This is a genomic window from Streptomyces sp. So13.3 (assembly GCF_005860785.2).
Lineage (GTDB): Bacteria > Actinomycetota > Actinomycetes > Streptomycetales > Streptomycetaceae > Actinacidiphila > Actinacidiphila fildesensis.
Genome location: NZ_CP048835.1, coordinates 6,452,807 through 6,472,740, shown reverse-complemented (window position 1 = coordinate 6,472,740; position 19,934 = coordinate 6,452,807). Strand labels below are relative to the sequence as shown.

Annotated in this window: 17 protein-coding genes; 8 read left to right on the top strand and 9 right to left on the bottom strand. The window is 63.7% G+C overall.

Going from position 1 to position 19,934, the window contains the following annotated elements; translation table 11 throughout:
* The first annotated feature begins 50 nt into the window (after positions 1–50).
* On the top strand, positions 51–1,382 hold the full coding sequence (locus tag C8250_RS29080; RefSeq protein ID WP_138357346.1) for a hypothetical protein: 1,332 nt from the start codon (positions 51–53) through the stop codon (positions 1,380–1,382).
* Positions 1,379–1,798, top strand: coding sequence for a hypothetical protein (locus C8250_RS29075; RefSeq protein ID WP_138357345.1), 420 nt, complete (start codon positions 1,379–1,381; stop codon positions 1,796–1,798). The genes C8250_RS29080 and C8250_RS29075 overlap by 4 nt, the downstream gene beginning before the upstream one ends.
* A gap of 27 nt (positions 1,799–1,825) precedes the next feature.
* Here the strand turns inward: C8250_RS29075 and C8250_RS29070 are convergent, their stop codons facing one another.
* Both C8250_RS29070 and C8250_RS29065 read right to left on the bottom strand, forming a co-directional pair.
* Positions 1,826–2,176, bottom strand: a complete 351-nt coding sequence (locus tag C8250_RS29070) for an HIT domain-containing protein (RefSeq protein ID WP_138357344.1) — start codon at positions 2,174–2,176, stop codon at positions 1,826–1,828.
* Positions 2,177–2,271: 95 nt separating this feature from the next.
* Positions 2,272–2,970, bottom strand: coding sequence for an ISAs1 family transposase (locus C8250_RS29065; RefSeq protein WP_244809434.1), 699 nt, complete (start codon positions 2,968–2,970; stop codon positions 2,272–2,274).
* A gap of 124 nt (positions 2,971–3,094) precedes the next feature.
* Between C8250_RS29065 and C8250_RS29060 the strand changes: the two genes are divergently transcribed.
* A complete protein-coding gene (locus C8250_RS29060) occupies positions 3,095–3,823 on the top strand; it encodes a transposase (RefSeq protein WP_138357343.1) in 729 nt (242 codons plus the stop codon).
* On the opposite strand, the gene C8250_RS29055 is transcribed toward C8250_RS29060, so the two are convergent.
* Entirely contained in the window at positions 3,786–4,247 is a 462-nt protein-coding gene (locus tag C8250_RS29055) for a hypothetical protein (protein WP_138357342.1), read from the bottom strand. The two genes, C8250_RS29060 and C8250_RS29055, sit on opposite strands and share 38 nt — an antisense overlap.
* 226 nt (positions 4,248–4,473) lie before the next feature.
* Here C8250_RS29055 and C8250_RS29050 point away from each other — a divergent pair, with 226 nt between their 5' ends.
* The 4 genes from C8250_RS29050 to C8250_RS29035 are packed head-to-tail and all read left to right on the top strand — an operon-like array spanning position 4,474 to position 8,539.
* Entirely contained in the window at positions 4,474–5,334 is an 861-nt protein-coding gene (locus C8250_RS29050) for a hypothetical protein (RefSeq protein WP_138357341.1), read from the top strand.
* 5 nt (positions 5,335–5,339) lie between these two features.
* On the top strand, positions 5,340–5,543 hold the full coding sequence (locus C8250_RS29045; protein WP_138357340.1) for a hypothetical protein: 204 nt from the start codon (positions 5,340–5,342) through the stop codon (positions 5,541–5,543).
* Between the two features lie 27 nt (positions 5,544–5,570).
* Positions 5,571–7,748: a type IV secretory system conjugative DNA transfer family protein gene (locus tag C8250_RS29040; protein ID WP_138357339.1), complete on the top strand. Its 2,178-nt coding sequence runs from the start codon at positions 5,571–5,573 to the stop codon at positions 7,746–7,748.
* Positions 7,745–8,539 (top strand): replication-relaxation family protein, encoded by a 795-nt coding sequence (locus C8250_RS29035; RefSeq protein ID WP_138357338.1) that lies wholly within the window; start codon positions 7,745–7,747, stop codon positions 8,537–8,539. The genes C8250_RS29040 and C8250_RS29035 overlap by 4 nt, the downstream gene beginning before the upstream one ends.
* A 662-nt stretch (positions 8,540–9,201) precedes the next feature.
* On the opposite strand, the gene C8250_RS29030 is transcribed toward C8250_RS29035, so the two are convergent.
* On the bottom strand, positions 9,202–9,543 hold the full coding sequence (locus tag C8250_RS29030; protein ID WP_138357337.1) for a hypothetical protein: 342 nt from the start codon (positions 9,541–9,543) through the stop codon (positions 9,202–9,204).
* A gap of 446 nt (positions 9,544–9,989) precedes the next feature.
* Between C8250_RS29030 and C8250_RS29025 the strand changes: the two genes are divergently transcribed.
* Positions 9,990–10,730 carry a hypothetical protein gene (locus tag C8250_RS29025; protein WP_138357336.1) on the top strand — a complete coding sequence of 247 codons (741 nt, stop codon included), beginning with the start codon at positions 9,990–9,992 and terminating at the stop codon, positions 10,728–10,730.
* Positions 10,731–10,812: 82 nt separating this feature from the next.
* Here C8250_RS29025 and C8250_RS29020 read toward each other — a convergent pair whose 3' ends face one another.
* The 5 genes from C8250_RS29020 to C8250_RS29000 all read right to left on the bottom strand — a co-directional run bounded on the left by C8250_RS29020 (position 10,813) and on the right by C8250_RS29000 (position 19,618).
* Complete coding sequence (locus C8250_RS29020; RefSeq protein WP_138357335.1) at positions 10,813–11,262, bottom strand: hypothetical protein; 450 nt, start codon at positions 11,260–11,262, stop codon at positions 10,813–10,815.
* A gap of 1,096 nt (positions 11,263–12,358) precedes the next feature.
* Positions 12,359–13,174 (bottom strand): hypothetical protein, encoded by an 816-nt coding sequence (locus C8250_RS29015; protein WP_138357334.1) that lies wholly within the window; start codon positions 13,172–13,174, stop codon positions 12,359–12,361.
* Positions 13,175–15,675: 2,501 nt separating this feature from the next.
* Positions 15,676–15,900, bottom strand: coding sequence for a helix-turn-helix domain-containing protein (locus C8250_RS29010; protein ID WP_138357359.1), 225 nt, complete (start codon positions 15,898–15,900; stop codon positions 15,676–15,678).
* Positions 15,901–16,049: 149 nt separating this feature from the next.
* Positions 16,050–16,466 (bottom strand): hypothetical protein, encoded by a 417-nt coding sequence (locus tag C8250_RS29005; protein WP_138357333.1) that lies wholly within the window; start codon positions 16,464–16,466, stop codon positions 16,050–16,052.
* A gap of 314 nt (positions 16,467–16,780) precedes the next feature.
* Entirely contained in the window at positions 16,781–19,618 is a 2,838-nt protein-coding gene (locus C8250_RS29000; RefSeq protein ID WP_138357332.1) for an N-acetylmuramoyl-L-alanine amidase, read from the bottom strand.
* Between the last annotated feature and the right edge of the window lie 316 nt (positions 19,619–19,934).

The window sequence follows — 19,934 nt, the reverse complement described above, 5'->3', positions numbered from 1 at the left end:
ACACGAACGGCAGGAACGGATCGGGGTCGGCCGCCAGGTATCAGGCACCTGTGGAGTGTCCGAAGGGCACCGGCAATGTGGCCTTCTTCGATCTGGACAAGCGCCACGGCCCCAGCGCCGCCGACAAGACGGACAGCCGCGAACGAGCTGTCCTGATGGAGGCCTTCACCAAGGCCAACATGGACCTGGCACATGCCCAGAAGCCCCTCGGCAAAGATGCCACAGCGATGCTGGGCACGTTCCATGAGACCCAGACCGCGATCGAAGCCGCCGAGCGCTTCGCGCTGGGGGGCACCTCGAGTGAGGCGCAGCAGCTGGTCGAAGAGGTGCGCCGGCGGCACACCGGCGACGGGCCGGAGAGCCTGCGCCGTGCGCCGAAGCTCTGGCGACGGCTGCTGTGGCCCACCATGGTCGCCAGCGCGTCCTTCGACACGATGTTCGTCGGGATGCTGATGCAGCGGTTCTTCGGCGTGGGATCCCACCAGTTGGGGTACTACCTGGCGTACCTTCCCGGGTTGGGACTTGCCGTCTGCCTGCTCGCGGCGGGAAACCTGCTCGCCGAATCGATCTTCCGTTGGCGAACCCGGACCAGTCGTGTCACTGAGCGCCCGCGGCTCCGCGGCCGATGGTGGAGGACGGGCGGGGAAGCCGCCCCCGCCGCGGCGGACCAGCAGCGTGCGAAGGACGAGCTGCCCTGGCCGAAGGCACTGGGTCCGGTGGTCTTCACCCTGCTGCTTTTCACCGTGATCGTCATCTGGTCCCAGATGCGCGCCGGCTACGCCGTCCAGCAGCACCACGACCTGATCCCGTACAGGAACGCGGTGGCGATCATCACCGTCGTGCTCAGCACGGCGGCGGTCATGGTCAAGGTGCTCGCCCACAACCCCTTCGCGGACCGCGACAAGGAGGCGAAGGAGTTGGTCAAGTCCGCCGACGTGCTCCTCCAACGCCTCGTCGGGGGCGCACGTGCACGCCTCGATGATCACACCGCTGCCTGGCACCAACTGCGATTCCTGGTCGAGCTCACCGCGGCCGATGCGAACCGCACCGTGGAGGACGCATGCACCGGAATCGTCAACGAGCGGGCCCGCAGCGGCACCGCCGGCCAGTTCGTCCTTCCACTCACCGAGGCCTCGTGGCCGAAGGCCAAGGGTGAAGTCGGCGGCACCACGGGGACTCCACCGACCGCTCCGACGCTGTGCCTCGGACTACTGCGCCACTTCGACGATCTGCTCGAACGTTATGCACCGGGGAGGTTGGAGGAAAGGCTGGAGCGCATCCTGGAGGACCTCAACGCACAGTTCGAACGCCCCGGCCGACTGCTGTGGCAGCCGAGCGCGCCCGACATCGAGTCCGTTCCGGCTGAAGAACCGGCCGCATGACCGATCCCGGCGACCTCCGGCAGGAGGACTTGAAGCACTTGGAGTTTCTCCAGGCGGTGATCGCGCGGCACGGTAACAACTCCTTCCTGATCAAAGGATGGGCCATCACCCTCAGCGGCGCCTTCCTTGCGGTCGCAAGCCGTGGAGCGGGCGGGCGGACGGCTGTGATCTGCGTCGGCCTGGTCACCGGATTCTGGTCGCTCGACAGCTACTACTTACGTCAGGAGCGGCTGTTCCGCTCCCTGTACGAGAAGATCGCGTCCCGCCGGGCCGCACCGCTCCCGCCGCTGACCATGGATGCCGAACGGTACGGCGAACGGGTTACCTGGCATCGCGTCGCCTTCTCCAGGACGATGCTGTGCTCATACGGCGTACTGGCCGCCGTTGACAGCATGATGATCATCTTTCTGCGCTGAGCCGATCCCGCCCTCGCACTTCGCGCCTCACACAGTGCGAGGGCGGGTCCAGGGCAGCAGCATGCCGTCGCCGTGGGCGCGGGGCACCAAGTGGATGTGCAGATGCGGGACGGTCTGCGTCGCGGCGGGGCCGCGTGAGGTGATCACGTTGCAGTCGCCCACCTCCGCGGCCAGCTCTGCCGCTCGGAGCATCGTGGTCGCCGACACCGAGGGATCTGTGGCGACATCGGCTACGTGTGTCTTGGGGAGGATCAGTACGTGTCCGGCTGTTACGCCATTGCGCGGCAGGATCGCCAGGGCGTCCGGCCATTCGCGCAGGACCATTGCAGGTGCATCGCCCTGCACGATGCGGCAGAACGGACAGTCGGGGGTTCGCATGGAATCCATCATTGAGTATGAGATCAACTTTTGTACAGATATCGCATCAATTCCGATGATTTGCGGCATGGGCGCGCATCGGCCACCCACCCGGATCACATCACGAATCCCCGATCGGCGTAGCGGTGGGACCGGGAGGCTGGTGTCGATCCGGGCCGGGCCTGGTGGGCGTCGAGGCTGGTGACGGCGTAGACACTCTCACGGGTCTCGCGCTCGCCGGTCTGCCTGCGGCGGCGGTGGACGCGGATGGCCAGGCGGGCGTGGGGAAAGGCGATCCCGCCGAGTTCGTCCGCGACGGCGCAGGTCTTGATCGAGCGGGACTCGCGCCTGCCGTGCCCGGAGGCGGAGGCGGTGTGCTGGACGGCGATGTCCCGCCACGGCAGGGCCGCGAGTTGGCTGTGGGCGGTCGGTTGGTTGGTCTTGATCACGGCAATGTAGTGGGCCTTCTTGGTCTCGACCAACCAGGAGATGTTCGCCTTGACCGAGTGCAGGGCGTCGAAGGTGACGACGGTGCCGGTCAGGTCCAGCGGTGCCAGCAGCGGACGGAAGTGTGTGGTCTCGTTGGTCTCCGCGCCGACCTCCACCTGGGCGAGGGTCACGACGGTGCCGTGCGTGACCGCGGAGAGCAGGTGTCGGCGCGTCGCGGTGAGACGGGCTGATCCCTTGAGTGCTTTGCCGTCGACGGCGATCACGCGCGGGCCGCGATAGTCACGATGAAGGCGATGCTCGTCCACGCCCCCGATGCCCTGCGCCACGAGACCGCCGGCAGAACGCAGATCGCTTTGGCCCGGCATCTGGCGGGCCTGCGTCCTCGCCGCCTGGAGGGCCCTGAGGACGCATTGCGTCACGCCCTGCGAACGCTGGCCAAGCGGTGGCAGTACCTCGACGCCGAGGCCAAAGAGCTGACGAAGATGATCGATGACCTGGTGCACCGAGTCGCCCCGCAGCTGCTTCGAGCCGTTCGGCATCGGCACGGACACGGCCGCGGAAATCCTGGTGGTGGTCGGCGACAACCCCGAGCGCATCAAGTCCGAAGCCGCACTCGCCAAACTCGCAGGCATCGCGCCCGTGTCCACCGGCTCCGGAATGACCAGCGGCAGGCAACGAATCAACCACGGCGGCCATCGCCAACTCAACGCCGCGATCTACCGCACCGTCATCGTCCGCATGCGATTCCACCAGCCCACGATCGACTACGTCGCCCGCCGCACCGCCGAAGGCAAGACAAAACACGAGATCATCCGAGGCCGCAAACGCTACGTGACCCAGGTCGAACTCGCGACCGCGGAGTGGATCGACTGGTACTGCCACCGCCAGCTCCACCGTGAAATAGGGGGCACATCCCACCCGCCGAATACGAGACCAACTACTACCGCGCAACCACCAAACCCCAGGTCACAACCACAATCTGAAGTCTCTACCGAACCCGAAACGGTTCACCCCGCCACCTCCAAGATCCCCGACAGACTCAAGCTAGCCTTCGTCGCGCTTCTCCTCGCCCAGAAGCTCCGGGTCGAAGTATTCGTCGGTCAGGCTGGGCTCATCTACAGGCTGGGGTGCGGCCGGGGGCTCCGGCTGCGGCTGGTTTTGGCTCTGTTGATCCGTCATGTCATCCAGTCTGCACGATGGCGGCGACTGACAGGATGAGCCCGAGAGTCAAGGCAGCGAGGCTAATCCACCAGCGCTTCGCACGGCACTCGTGCTGGTCAGCATTCTTTTCAAAGGCCTTGACGCGCGCTGAGGCCAGGTGCACCAAAGCTTCGGCCTTTGAGCGCCGTCCATACCTATCGAACATGGGTCGCGGTTCGACGTCCTTGTAGGCCGCCACGCGGAACGCGGACACGCCGAACCCGAACGCCACCGCGTACGCGCCGAACGCAAGACCAGCCAAGACGGCCTGAGCGTGCCGACTGGCCAGAAACTGGGCTGCCGTCGCGGCGAAGCCCACCAGCAAGACCGCCTTCGTGTCGATCTTCGAGCCGGACTCCGCTTGCCTGGCAAGACGTGCAGCCAGCTCGTTGTTGATCAGGTCGAGCGTCTCGACTTGTCTTTCTAGTTCGTCCGGAGTCACACCTACGAGCGTATTTCCCGTGAGTCATCCGCCGCCGGACCTCGCGGCTGACTGACCAGGGTTCACCCAGCCGCCGATGCAGTGCGGCTGGCTGTGTGGATTGGTGGGCGCTCAACTTCAGCCATATGCTCAAAACGCGCCATCACCCATGTGGGCCTCGGCCAGCGACCGCGCCGGCGGCCCGTCGGCCTCACATCTCGGCGGTGGGTCCGCGAGGCGATCGATCATGGATGTGCCGGATTCTCAGGCGGTCGCGGAGACAAGAGCCGGAAACAGCTATGCGTTGGCTAGTTTTAGCGGTGAAGAAACTGACCGGTTCGAGTCATGGTGCCGAGAATTCTTCCAGGCGGCCTTGTTCCACTACGTGGAGCAGGTCTGCTCACGTCTCTACAGCCAGGCCCGCGCTGATGCTGAAGCCCGACTGCTGGAATACGACCAGACCCCACTGGCCGAGTCCATCGAAGCCGAACAGGCCGCAGCGAGCCAGGTCCACGGACGCATCAAGGCAGGTCTCGACTCGCAGATGGAGGATCTGAATGACGTCGTGACGCGCCTCGAACGACACCCCACCATCCCGGACCTTCAGCGACTGTTGGATCTAGCCCCACCACCTCAAGAGGCCTTGGAACCTGAGCCGCCGCAGCCTGCTGAAACGCTCCGTCAGGCCAATGAGCGGACCTTGCGGGATTGGACAAGGGCGCGCCGGGATGCGCTCGACCACCACACCCGCGAGTCCGTCCCCAGCTTCAACCGCATGCGGGACCACCTCATGGTCTCAACCATCTACGAATTTCTTCATGGTGCCGAACAGGCGTATCAGCGGCACCATAATCTACCTCCCGTGGGAGTCGAGGCCGAGCAGCAGAACGTCGTCCAGGCCCGAACCCAGATTGAGCACCAATACGATCAGGCCAAGACTCGGCTCACGTATGTCGTCGACGAGCTCAACGCCTGGGAGAACGAGGTTGGATTGATCAACCTGGCCCTGATCGCAGGTGCGCTACGCAGTCATTGGAACCCAACCGACGACGAGCAAGGGAAACTCGCACTCATCGGCGACGTACTCACGCAGCTGCGATCGGGGTGACAGCAATGGGCCATAAGCAGCCGACCAACAGCAGGGTGATCAATCTCTTCCTAGTCGTCATCCTGGCGCTCTTCCTCTTTGGCCTCATCGTCACGATCATCAAGGCGTACTGGCTGTGGCTGGTGCTCGTCCTGGCTGGAGGAGTGCTGCTGTTCTTCGGAGGCCGATACTTGATCCGAGTCCTGACCACGCGCACCTGGCATCGTTGAGATATAGACCGCGCTGAGGAGGCCGTGATGGCCGGTGAAGCAGGGCGTCGGACCTTCGTGTGCGTTTTCCCACGAGAGGTCTCTCACGAGGATGTGCTGAACTTCCTACGCTCGGTCGGCGGCCTTCCCCCACCCCAGGCGTTCCGAAAAGCCCAATGCATCATCTTTGAGATGTACGGGGACGCCTACGGCATCCGGCATTTTCTCAGCGTGCCCGATCACGTGGCCACTGATGTGGTAGGTCTGATGCGAACCCACATCCCCGGCACCAATATCCAAGAACTGGATCACGGGAGCGATCCGCTTGCAGCTGTTACGTGGGACCGCGTCGCCGAGATCGGCATGTCAAGCGGCAGCACGCCAATACGTGTTAAGTCGCCCCGCGGCGCCATCTCTACCCTTCTGACCCACTTCAGCAACCTCAGCGCCGGTCATGCCATCCTGTTGCAATGGGTCATCTCGCCTGCCAAGTCACAGAGCACTCAATCTCGGGGCAGTGGACAGCCTTCATCGAAGCTGGATAAGAGCAGACTTGCGGAGAAGTTTAGCGACAGCACATTCATCGCCACCGGGCGAATTTCCAGCCGAGGAGCCAACGCGCGGGGCCAGATCCAGCAGGTCTACAACAGCCTGGCGGCCACACATACCCACGGCGTTAAGTTCCGCTCGCTGATGGGGCGCCAAAAGGCCATGCTCCACCGGACTCAAAATCGAGCCGTACCGCTGACATTCCACTGCCGCCTCAACGCCATGGAACTGTCCGTCCTCCTTGGCATCCCGTTCGGCATACCGCACATCTCGGGTCTACCTCAGGGTCACACCATCCAACTGGCTCCCGATCCCATTATCCCCCGCGTCGGCCGCCGCATTTTTGAATCGGACTACGCCGGCATCCGCCGCCCCCTTGCCCTCTCTCCCATCGACCGCGCATCGCACATGATCGTGGTGGGTCCGAATAACAGTGGCAAGAGCACCCTCCTGGAGAACATGATCCTGGCTGACATCCGAGATGGATCAGGCGTCGCCTACATCGACCCCAAGGGTGACTCGGTCCAGCGGGTTTTGAATGCCATCCCATCCGAGCGGCTGGGCGACGTCCTACTGTTCGATGTGACAGATGGGGAGCATCCGATTGGCTTCAACGTCCTGGCGGGCGAGCGACCGGATCGGACGGCCGGCCAACTTATGACGGTCTTCGACAAGCTCTTTGATCTGACGAGCAACACGCCGCGGGCCACCGACGTCCTGCGTAGCGCCCTCATGACACTTGCCGAGCGTGGCTGCACTGTGATTGAAGTTCCGCTCGCCCTGGAACCAGGGGTCCGGGGTGACGCCTTTCGCCGCGCCCTCGTCACGGGTGTGACTAACCCCGAGCTGGTCAATTTCTGGGAATGGTTCATTAAAGCTGGCGCCCGCGAGCAGGCCGACATCGCGGCTCCGATTGTGCGGCGGCTCCGGCCCCTCCTGCTCTATCCGGAACTGAGACTCACCTTCGGCCAAGCTGGCTCGGGCCTCGATCTCCGAGCAGCTATCACCCAGAACAAAATTATCTTGGTTCCCTTGAATAGCGCCCAGCTACACGAGGAGGCCAAGCTGGTCGGCACGCTGTTTCTCAACCAGCTCTGGAACGCCGTGCGAGTCGAACCCTTGAGCGAGGAGTTTTTCCTCTACATCGATGAGTTCAAGGAGGTCATGAACCTGCCCATGTCTTTCGGCGACATGTTCGCCCAAGCTCGGGGCTACCGGCTACCTATCACCGTCGCCACCCAGGATGTCGGCCGACTCGGCAATGACATGCGCCGAGATGTGATGACCAACGCCCGTACCAAGATTGTGTTCCAACCCGCGTCCTCAGACGCTCGCCTGCTTGCCGCGGAGATGGGTCAAACCGTCTCAGAACACGACCTGATGAATCTGGGTCGCCGCGAAGTCATGGCGCGGTTCCACGTCGGCGGCTACGTGACTGGCCCGGTCACTGGGCACACCTATCCCCCGGTGCCACCCGTCGGGCTGGGTGAAGCGGCGCGAATCGCGTCCAGGACCCAGTACAGCCGACCGCGACTGGAGGTGGATGCCGAGATCAATGCTCGCCTCCGTGCCATGGGGGCACAGCCCAAGCCACCCGGATCGCCTGGAACCGGTGGGCAGACTGATTCAACCAGCCCACAGGTCACCGGCTGGGAAGCGTGGGATGAGCCCTCGTGAACGTCACCGAGGGGTACCTCAACCAGCTCAAGCCCCACCTCAGTGACCGCGACCTGGCGATCATCTATGAAGTCGGCCGCTTCAAGCTCATGACCGGCAGCCAGTTGGAGCGACTGTTCTTCGCTGATGGCTCCGACAAGAGCCGAGCACGGAACCGCCAGGCTGTCCTGCGGCGGCTGACAAATCACAGCGTCCTGCTACAGGTCGGTGAACGACGTGTCGGCGGCTCGCAACGCGGGTCTGCCTCATTCCTCTACACGCTCGGCATCGCCGGCCAATATCTGGCCGGCAGCACCAGCAAACGGCCCAGACGGCCATACAGCTGGTACGAGCCAACCATCGCCCACTTCCTGGCCGTGGCGGAGCTGTACGTGACGCTGGTGGAGGCGGGCCGGCCGGGTCTGTTCACCCTGCTCGACTACCAGGCCGAGCCGTACTGCTGGCGAACCTTTGGCACTCGGACTCTGAAACCGGACGCATTCGTGCAGCTTGGAGTCAAGCGAGGCCAGCAGCGCGCACAGGGTCGTTTCTTCATCGAGGTGGACCGGGCTGGTCAGTACGGCACGAAGATCGAGTCCAAGCTGCCGCAGTACCTGGCCTACTACCACCATCACAGGATAGCCGAGCCGGACCGCCGGTTCCCCTGGATTATCTTTCTGGCTCCGCATGACCAGCGGGTGGCATACCTGACACGGCTCCTCAACGAGCAAGCTAAACTGCGGAGTGCATTCCTGGTCGGGATCCTTGATAATCCGGTGGAGACCCTGCTTAGTACCTTGCCGAGAACCTAAGATCAACCGAGACTCGCGCACCCCAAGCCCCCAGCTGGGGCCTTTTCGTCCTGCTGGCCGGCTACGCCTCGGGCTACGTGTCGGCCTACGCGTCGCGCGGGGTCTACAGGTCGCTGACCGGGGCTGATCGCCCACTTCTCCGCGGACAGCCTTCGTGCCTCCTGCTTACTGCATGCCGATCGTATGCCGGTCCTCGCTTTGCCATCAAGGTCGTTCATCCTCCCCTATGCGGGTCCGGGTGCTCCACCTTGACGTCAGCTCCTACCGGCTCGTATCGGCATGCAGTAAGCAGGAGGCACGAAGCCATGCAGCGATTAGTCAATCCAGAGACCGGTGAGATCTTCGACGTTGTTTCATTCCGTCGGGCACAGGCTCGACTGGTTCGGCGAGCACGTCCGGTTTGGCAGCTCCGGAAAACACGGGCTCAGCGCTACACGTGGGGCTCTTGGGCACTCCGTCTGATAACTCAGCTCGGACCAGTGGCGATACTCGCGCTGGTGGCCTACTCCATCCTGCTACGGGGTCGGTAACAACTAAACGAGGAGTCCGAAAATGGATCAGATCAACCGTGAGCGGGGTCCTGATCGCGCGGCGCGCGAAGCCGTAGTGAGGGATGAGATCGCCGCGACGCATGGACCGTTCCCAGTCGGGCTCAGGACTCTCTACGCGAAAGCTGACACGGCGGTCCCAAGGGCTGCTATGACCAGACCCCACGCCTCCAGATTCAGGCTGCCTGCCACCGCCCGAGCAATCTCGCCTTCAATCTCCTTCTGACCGTTCTCCACGGTGCCGGCCAAGGCCCCCAGATCAATTGTACGAACGTATCCCTCCTGAGTGATGCGAGCATTCAGGTGAGTCGTTTGGGCCTCTAGACCATTTATATAACCAAGAAGATCATTCAGTCGCTCATCGGCGGTTGTGCTCTCGGAGAAAGGAGCATGCCTGAGATCTGTGTGGAGGCTGTCGCTGAGGCCGACCGTAGCCTTCGGGGCGACGGCGTGCATTTCACCAGTCCGCGTCCTCCGGTCGAAAGCTTCCAAGAATGTCCGGCCTGCCACTCTCAGGCTGCCCCAAATGCCGAGTCGACTGGGGGCATAGTGAAGCCTCGTGTCTCGGACGCCCCAGGCAGCAACGCCCAGGCCCACCAGTTGAAGAACTAGTCCTATCCAGCCAGTCACAGACGGCAGATTCATTTCACCTCACCTCTCATTGCAATCAAGGGTTGACAATTTCACAGAAAACAATCATAATGCACGAGTTCTTTTACAGCCCTACTTCCTCGCATCTGAGAGCGGGTTGCCCGAGCCCAAGTAGCTACCGCCAGGCCCTCACACCCCTGATCTTCCTGATCTTATAATTGGTCTTGGTCAGTCCGTTCTCAATTTCGAGGTTGAGACCGTTGCCGGAGCTTCCGGTCCAACGGTGTCGCACGGGCAGATGGAGACTGACCATGACTCCCCCGCTCATCCACGGACTGTTTATCCCGCCCGAGGCGCAGGTCGAGCAGTTCCGCTCCTGGAACCGTACATACCGATTGGGCTTCACCGAAGCCGACATCGACGCCGTTGGAGAACCGCCGGCCTGGCCCGAAGACCCGCTGTCCGCCGTTCTGCTCCACTGGTCCCTCGATAGTCCGCACCGAACAGCCGAGTACTCGTGGAGGGTCGCCGCCGCGCAGCAACCCGGAAGTTGGAGGCTCTCTCAAATTCTGTTTGACAGCTTTCACCTGCGCCTGTTGCCGGAGATTGTGTTTACGCCCTACCAGATCCAGTGGGAGACGGTCCATCTGGGCGCCGGGCTCTACACGGCACCGCTCAAGGAGCGTGGCCCGCAGTCGCTTCACGCCCAAGGCTTCCAGGCTGCCGGCTACTTTCCTCATTGGGCACGCGCCATGGATGGTGAGATAGCACCCCGAATTTGGCTAGCCGGATACGAACTGAGCGAGCCTTATGACGGACCGGGCAATTGGGAGGACAACTGGAATTGGATTGAGGGACACGCCTGGCTGCACGGTTTCCAGATTCCCGCCGAGTGCTACCCGGACTTCGAATGGGAGTACACCCTCCGCATGGGCTGGTGTCACTTCAGGCCTGACATCCTCCTGGGCAGGACGTACGCCGATAGCCCGATCCCGGGCTTTGCCGTTCCCTACACCGATCAGCCGAGCGTTCCAGCAAAGCAGCTCGCCTAGCCGGTAACCGCGACCCAAACCACAGCCCCATGGTCATAACTGATCTTGGGGCATTTTCCTGTCTTGTGTAGGGCAGCCACCGTCAGCGACCGAATTGGCCCTTCTCGGCGCGCTCCACCATGCCGCTCTTCATTTTTTCGGCCAAGTCCTTGGAAGGCCCTTTCTTTCCTCCCAGCCAGTATTTGCAAGCCTGGCCGTCCACCGTCACGGAAAGCTCGTAGTTGCCCAGGATTGGCCGCTTGCCCTGGACGTCCAGAACCTCGACCCACTTCTGAAGGGTCCAACTTGGATCGGAGCCGCCCGGCTCCAGTGAGCCAAAGATGAAGCGGTCGGCGGTGAAGGCGATTATGCCAATCTTGGTGCCGAGGGCAGAGCCTCCCGGCCTTGTCGCTGAGGCAAGGCCCAGGACCGTCTCGTCCTTCGGAAGCACCTTGTCTAGCCGCTCGACCAGCTTGACCGGCCGCAAGTCGCGCATCTCCTTGCGTTCCGTTTCGGGCATAGCACTCAAGAGTCGCGTGATCTCTGATCGCATGAGGAACACCTTACTTCGAGCTCCTGACGATTGAGAGGAGTCTCTCCACAATGCGCTTCTGCTAGCCATTCAGCAACCGGGCACCAAAGTTGAAAGGTCAAGGGACGTGTCCGTTGGCCCGCAGCTCCAGGCGACCAATATATGAGCCGCCCGCGCGAATGCGACGCGTATGCCGCCTTCGACGACGGCCCAGCTACGCTTTGCCGTGTCCCCGCGGTGCAGGACATACGAGTCACTGCAACTGCTTAGGGACAAACAATTGTGCCGACCACTGTGACACCTGTTATGGGCTGGTCACCTGCCATGAATTGCGGGATAGCCGTGCTGGAGAACGTGAAACTGAGTCGCTTCCCGTTAGAGCTGCTGCGAATGCGGATGGTGCTCGGACTGCCACCAGCGAAATTGAAGTCATCGGGGTTCGACCCCTCGTTGATCTCAAATCCTTGGTCATCGACCGATCTCCACTGCCAAAATCTGCGTGTCCCAGCCGCCTTCATTTTCGGAAGGGGAGCGTTCTAGGCGGAAGTAGATGCCTCGCCGCGGTAGACCGTACTCGTTGAGGCCAGGCTCACTCATGACCGTGTACGTCCAGGCGCGGGTGCTGCCGACCGAGCTTCTGTAAGGCCTGGGCTCACACGTCACTCGGGAGGGCACTCCCTCGGGTGCGATACGGAGGCTTGCTGACCAACCCCCGCCAATTCTGAGTTCGGCTCCAAACGGGCTGTTTGGTTCGGGCAGTGGTGGGGCCGGCGCCGCAGACCGGTCGTCCAACATCTGGATGAAGGTCGGGCCAGACTGGGTCACCGACCGTGGCGGCGCGGGCTTTCGCGGAACGGTGGGGCTGGGGCTGGGCCGCCGCACCGGGGGTGACGTGCTAGCCCGAGGAGACGACGATTTGGCGCTTGATGGCGTAGGCCGGGCTTCCGACCTTGGTATTGGTTCGGTACAAGCAGCCATAGATGCCGCCAGGCTGATAATCAGGGCGAGATGCCTTCTGAACGCTCGGATGGTCTGCCTCCTACCTCGACGTGGCCGTGACCCCCGTTGCTGTGCCTACCGCGGCTCAAGGATGCATGGGGGACGACATTGGTCCTGATCAGCAAGCGGACAGTGTCGTCTCAGTGCACGCGCCTGCGTCGAGAAAGCCTGAGTGGGCGAAGAAGTCGTCCAGGAAGGGCTTGAGAACGTCTGCGGCTGTCTGGGACGGCTTGATGCCGAGGAGACGGTCCGCGGCATACCCGACTTGCGGGCAGTCTGAGTAGATGCGCTCGGCCCGGGAGAACGACTCCGAACCAGGGGTATCGAGTCGTACCCAGTTGAAACTAGCGCCCACCGCGTCCATGGCCCGGGGTGTGATGCCGACGCGCCAGTCCACCCGGCGATGACGTTCCGCTCGCCGAGCCTGGTGGAGAGCGTGAAAGGCGGGCGCCCGGGACAGGTCGTGCATCCGCTGAACGGCGTCAACGACCTCGCGGAGCGGCAGCGGATCGATCCTTCCCTCCTCGACGATGCAGTTCAGGCCCCAGCGCAGATCTACCAGGCCGGTTGGGCGCACTTCGAGCTGATGAACAAACTGCTCCTTAGGCATGGCGTTCTCGCGGACCTCAACGCGCACCAGCTCCTTCCCCGCGTAGTCCACGTGGAAGGGCCCGTCTCGAAAAATCCACGCGGCCACTTCACGAGCCCGAGCAGCAAACCCAGCGACCGGCAGCGGCTTGGGAGTCCGACTGGGAGCGATGCCCACCCTGAGTCTGAAGCGATACGAATACTCGTTCGCGAAACCGGAGCAAGGCCAGATGGGCGCATGGTCGGCTCTCAGGGCGCCGGCCGTTGCCTGGATGCGGTCGAGGGCCCAGCCGAAAACGCGGTCGCTAGCCTTAGTCGATACCGCGCTGATGGGATCGAAGCTCACTGCACCCGTCCATCAAGTCGTCACGCAGGGAAGGCAGATGCTACCCCCGACGATCCAGGTCGTCCGCTAAAAGCGAGTGGGCGCCACATCAGGCAACGTTCGTGCCCGAGGGGTGCCGGTTACTACGGATCGTCCGCAGGGGCACGGATTGTGGACGTTCACGGTATTCCCCAGCTTGAACGCCACGGAATGGGCCAGGGACATCCCGGAGCCGGCTCCTTCGTCTCCATGCGGGCCGCGGCGGTGTGCCATGCCTCCACGTTTGCCAGGGTTCGCGGGCCGCTCGATAGCCGCCGATCATCAGGGCTGGTCAGGGCGGTCAAGGGTGGGCGAATGCCCAGCGCGAAGCGCCGCCGAAGGCGTCCTTGAGGGCACTGTCCAGCCCCACACTCAGCAGTCGGGCGGCCCGTCACCAGCCGCAACCAGCTGGGGAAATACGTGGAGCTAGAAGTACCGCTGATGAGGAATTGTGCGAACGCTCACACGGATCGATGGTGAGGTGGCGGCAGGCATCGCGGCGAGCGCGGCCAAGAACTCCTGCGGTGTCAGACGCTGTGGCTCCCTGCACTCACTGGACGTGCCAGTCCGAGGATCTGGCAGGAAACTTGTTTCTGAGGGGTCGCTACCTCTCGTTCTCGCAGGAGGTGGGAACGTTGGCGAAGGTGGTTTGTCCGAAATGCAACGGCAACGGGTGGTACTTCGACGATGACGGCGAGGAGGTCGACCCATGTGACTACCCCAAGTGCGAGGGGGATGGATGGTTCGATGACGGCGTGCCCGAGAGGTAGGGACTCAAGACGACCTGCTTTAGTAGGACGGTAAATGCTGCCATTTCTTGGCGGTTAGCGGTCAGGATTTCGCGCCTTTCGGCTTGATCGAAAATCCGAGCTAGTTCGGCGCTCTGGCAGTACAGATAAGTACTGCTCATGCTAGGGCTACGCAATGTTAGTCGCTGCCCATATGGGACGTCTCGCCCACGATAGAATTTTTCCAGATACGGCAGAAGTTTCTGACGCTCGCGTAGGTTTGCACGATACGCTTTGCTGGCGAGACGTTTGCCCTCAAGCCCCGCAGGATCAATCTGTTTGTATTGCTCGTGGTACTTCTTCGCCGCGGGGCTACAAAACCTAACGTACGGTCCGCCGGTGATTCTGCTGAGGTGGCCGCCGCACGACATGGTTGTGGAGAATCCCATGAGGCGGAGTACGGCAACAGTCTCGATAATTTCCCGATCCAAAGACCGACCTAACCCATCCTTCAACCTTTGAGCTTCGCGCAAAGCCTGTGCCCACGCTTCATGCTGTGTTGAAGATGGTTCGCTGGATGATAACGAACTCGCCAGCGAAGCCGCACCATCGATTATTGGATGTATCTTCACGGCGAAAATCTCGCTAATGAACACATTTTAACACCTATTAGGCCGGAGACCAGCGCACAGTGGCCCGCTTTGTGAACGTAAGCCAGCATGAACTCAACCGTCACCCAAGCCTTCCGCCGCGAGGGAAGAAGAGATCCTAATGAATGACAGTGGGACAGACCGCAGTCTGACCGCAGTCGGAATCGATCACCCCGGGTCGCACCCGGTTAGATCAAGAATTCACCACGTCCCGCCTCGCCAGCGGGCCAGACTGCCACAGGCGTATCCCCCGATGATTCCCAAGGCGGCCCACGTCGCTATGGACAGCCAGTCCGAAAGCTGGATGGTGAACGCCACGGCCCGAACGATGCCTCATACCCCGGCCCTGCTGTGGGAGCCGCCAAGCGCATCGCTGCCCCCACGACCAGGACCAACAGGCCACTCAGGACCGTCGCCATCCCCGCGAACGCCATATCGCGTGTCATTGAATCCGGCTGAAGAAGCCGCCCGTCCTCGGTGCGGCGCACGGCAATCGCCTTGCCGTGGTTCCACATCTTGTAGTCCCCGCGTCTGAGCCCGCCCGTCGGTGACCGTGCGGTCCTGCGAGACGAACGTGCCGTGACACACCTTGGTGTACGACCCGTCCTGTTCCTCGAAGGTGTCCCGGGAGCAGCGGTCCGCAGTGAAATGCCCGGCCACGCCGGACCGGCCTTGCGCCACACGGAAATCCTCAAGTAGCCGGCCGAACGGACCGGCCAGAAGCAGCACCATCACGACGGCTGCTGTGGCTACCAGTACGGCTTCGGCCCACCCCGCGCGTGTATGCCCGGCCGTCGGTAGTACTGGCCTATTCTGCACGTCGATCGCCCCCGTTTTGTACCGTCCACCCCGGCCGGTCCAGCATGCCTGGCGGCGGCACTCCCGACCAGGGATTGGCAGCAGACGCCAGGCAATTGCCCCCGCACGCAACAATCTTCAAGGACCATCTCGCACAACTGCCGCAGTCGCCGGCGATGGAGGGCCGGGCCTGGTCCCACCCACCCGGACTCGTGAACATGCGCAGGACGGCGCCGCAGCCGTGCGGCCGTGCGCGACCGGCGGAACTCGCGGGCCCTGGGCCCCACCATCTCGCTGCACGGCCCTTTCAGAGGGCCGCAGACCGGCCGAGTTTGGTGCGATTGGCGCCGCCACGGCGCCGCATGGTGACACCTGCTTCTCCGAGCACACGGTGGATGAATCCGTAGGAATAGCCAGTCAAGGTGGCCAGCGTGCGAATCGAGGCGCCGTTCTCGTAGTCAGTAACGAGCTCCGCGACGGCCTTGTCCCGTGCTGCCCCGCTCAGCCGTTTGCCCGTCACTACGACCTCGATCCAACCGATCTTCGCTGAAAGGACTGTCACCAATTCGCCGCTGGTTGGCAGCGGTCTCCCCCTGTGGGTCAGATGCATACATGTCCTGCATCACACCAGGGCGCGCGCGAGGCGGATCTGGAAGAGGTGGCATATGACGTCTGTGGCATCTACTCAACAGTGGGTGTGGGACGTCGCAGCGCAGCGCGGCGTGTACGGCGCAGCAGGAGCAAGAGGACCACGCTGGCGAGCATCAGCAGCAGGGCGGCGCCCAGCCAGATCCGGGGGTCACTCTGCTCGACGCAGGCCGTTTGTGTGCTGTTGCAGACTTCGCCGGGGCCGGAGCGGTTCAGGTATGCCATCAGGAACAGGAGCAGGGCCGGTCCGGTCAGGAGGCCGGGCAGGCCTGTGGCCGATCCGCGGCGGGTGCCCACGGCGATCGCTGCCCCCACGACTAGGGGCAGAATGAACAGACCGATGGACAACACGGCTGCGATACAGAAGGCGAAGGCACCCCCAACGAGTGCCCACAACGTGAACCATCGCCATACGGAGTGGTCGCCGGTACTGCGCTGTGCGTCGGTCATGAGGCGGTCTCCCATCGGCATGCTCTTTGGTGCGGTCGTCCCGCGTGCCACCGCCTGGTTGGGGTGTTCAGCGGAAGTGCCGGCCCGATTTGTTGGCAAATGGCGATTAGCCAGTGCGACAAGGAGGTGGTCCCGGTGGAGTCCGTCGGTGTCGGCAGAAGGCCGCCCTGTCCTTTCGGGGAGTGGGTTACCCGTCAGAATGGGTGATGGGACTGCTGTCCCGGTCGACTTTGCCGAAATAATGCGCGCCCGCCAAGCTGGGCTCCAATGGGAGCAGCGATTGCTTGGCGGGCGCGTGTGGCTGGCGGGTGGGTTTAGCCGATGAGGGCGTTGTACATCTGCCAGCCGGTGGTGACGAGCGTGCGGGCGGCGAAGGGTGCTGCCGCGTTGCCGGTGCCGCGGTAGAGCCAGAGCTTGCCGGTGGTGTCGCGGGCCAGCAGGTCCGCCTTGCCGTCGCCGCTCAGGTCGGACGTACCGACGATGAGGTTGTGCATCTGCCAGCCGGTGCCGACCTTGAGCCGCGCGGCCCAGGGTGCCGCCGCGTTACCGGTGCCGCGGTAGAGCCACAGGTTTCCGGAGGTGTCCCGGGCGATCAGGTCGACCTTCCCGTCCCCGGTCAGGTCGCTGCCGCCGACGAGCATGTTGTGCATCTGCCAGCCGGTGCCGATCTTGACGCGGGTGGTGAAGGGGGCGGCGGGGTTGCCGGTGCCACGGTAGAGATAGAGGATGCCGGCGGTGTCCCGGGCGATGAGGTCCGGCTTGCCGTCCGCGGACACGTCACCCACGCCGATGAGGGCGTTGTAGATCTGCCAGCCGGTCCCGGCCTTGATCCGCGTCGCGAAAGGGGCCGCGATGTTTCCGGTGCCCTTGTAGTACCACAGGGTTCCGGAGGGCTCCCGGGCGATCAGGTCGCCGGTCCCGTTGGCATGGAAGCCGGACAAGTCGATTAGAGCGTTGTAGCCCTGCCAACCCCCGCCGATCCGGTAGCGGTACAGGAACGGGGTCGTGGCGCTGCCGCTGCCCTGGTACTGCCACAGCACGCCGGACTTGTCGAGGGCGATCACGTCGGAGCGGGTGGCGCCGCTGGAGGGCCGGGTGCTGCTGATCTGCTGCACGTCGTCGGCCCGCACCCAGGCGATGCGGTGGTTGAAGCGGATCGGGATGAACTTCGTGCTTCCGGTGACGAGTTTGTGGTCGCCGGGGGCGCTGTTGTCGAAGTTCATGGCGTAGAAGTAGTCGCCGGCCACGGCGGGGCCGCCGGGCACGTACGCCTGGCCCGCCTTGATGCTGTACTTCGTCAGTGCCTTGTCGGTGTCCGTCTGGACGGGCACCTGGGTACCGGAGTAGTCGGCCGTTCGCGGATACGCTCTGCCGTACACGGCGATCGAGGCCGCGCCCGCCTTCGGCGTCACCACCGGCTGCGCGGTGGTGCCCACCGGGGCGGTGAGCTGGCCGCCGGGGTTGTGGAACCAGCCCTGCCTACCGCCGTACCAGATCGCCGTCCAGTCGCCCTTGACCGCGGCGACCACGTAGTGGCCTCCGGTGACGGCCTTAGCGGCCCAGTCCGGCCCCTGTGTGCTGCCCGCGGCTCCCGAGCGCAGATACGGATCGGCGATCAGCGGCGAGGTGGTGGAGGCGTCGGAGTACAGGTAGAGGAAGTTCGCCGGGCGCGGGGTCTGGGTGGCGCAGGTTGGCGAGCAGTACACGATGGCTGGCTGGTTGGCCGTGGTGAACGGCGGCGCAATGGTGATCTCCTGGCCGACCGCGACCGGACTGCCCGCACCGCCGTCGCCGGACGGCGCGCCCATCAGGGAGAAGTAGTGGTTCCAGTCCCAGTAGGGCCCCGGGTCCCAGTGCATGCCGGCCACGTTCGCGTCGATGGGGCCGGGGACCTCGTCGTGGCCGATGACGTGCTCGCGGTCCAACGGAATACCGAAGCGAGTGGCGAGGTACTTCACCAACGCCGCGGACGACTCGTACTGCGACTCGCTGTACCAGGACCCCGCCTTGATCGCGAAGCCCTCGTGCTCGATCCCGACCGAGTGCATGTTCAGGGTCTTGTTGCCGGCCTGCCAGGCGGTGTCCTTGGTGGGCACCAACTGCGTGACCAGACCGTCGGAAGCACGGATCAGGTAGTGCGCGCTGGCGGACTTCGCCGGGTTCTGGAAGACACTGAGCGAGCCCTCGTAGCCGCCCTCGGTGTCGTGGATGACGATGTAGCGAATGTCGACACCATCGGCGGGCCGGTTCGTGACGTCGTAATTGCCGTAGTCCGCCAGGTCCGTGCTGTTCTGCTTGAACGCAGCAGGCCGGAAGTCACAGTTCAACCCCGCCGGGCACTCAGGAGTCGGCGTCAGGTTCGTACTGGCGAACGTCGCGGCCAGCTTCATCTTCGACGGCTTCATCGGAGTGACCGACCGGTCGGCGGCCAGCGTGACCCGCTGCCCGTCCGCGGTCACCCGGCTGCTGCCGTGGTTGATGGTCTGGAAGACCCGCTGGGTGAACAGCGCCGCGCCCTTGGCGTCCGTGGCCTGGCTGTAGCGCGCGACAGCCGCGTACCACTGCCCCGCATCCTCTGGAAGCGAACCGGTCGCCTCCTTCTCGTACTGCGCCAGCAGCGCCGCCCCGCCGCGCACACTCTCCTCGCGGTCGGTGCGCAAGGAAGCGGCGGGCTCGTCGGTCAGCTTCGCCGCTGCGTCCAGCGTGTGCAGCCGCGGATCGGAGGTATCAGCCTGGTCATCGCTGCCTTGCAGGGCGCGGGTGGGGTTGAACTTCTTCATCCGAGCCGGATCGCCGCTCAGGTTCAGATGCGACAACCGCTCCGCCCGGGTCGGCGCCTCCACGTCCGCGGCCGTCACCTGCGTCAGGCCCATGACGTTGTAGTTCCCGGCCGTACTGGGCTGCCCCTGGTGTGTCTCCCACCGGGTCAGGTGGTATGAGACCGCCATCAGCACGTTCTGCGGTACGTCGAACTCCTGCGCCGCGTCCGCGAACTCCCGCTGCAGCCCTGCCGCCGGATCCAGGACGGGGGCAGCGCTGCTGGAGGTATCCGCCAGCGCGAACGTCCCGATGGCCGCTACGGAGCCCGCGATGAGCGTCGCCGCTATGCCGATCGGGAGCAACTTGCCCGACCGGCGGTGTGTACGAGTCAACGACCTGCCTCGATCTTCCGGCGCACCCAGGCGCCCCTATGCGTCATGTCAAAGACAGGCAGACGCTAGCAGCGGAAAGGCGGTACGGAACCAACAAATTCTGGTGGGGCCCGTTTCCTGGCAGCCATGCAGCTACTGCGGGTAATCGAGCTGTCGGTTCGACAGTCGGGGCGTCCGATTCGGTACTGATCGTTCCTCGATCCGCAAACCGTGGAGGTTGGTTCCCGTAGCTGAGTAACGATTGCGTATACGCGGATGTCGCAGAGATCAACAAGTCCGTTTCGGGGGCACCTAGCATCTTTTTGACCTCGCTACG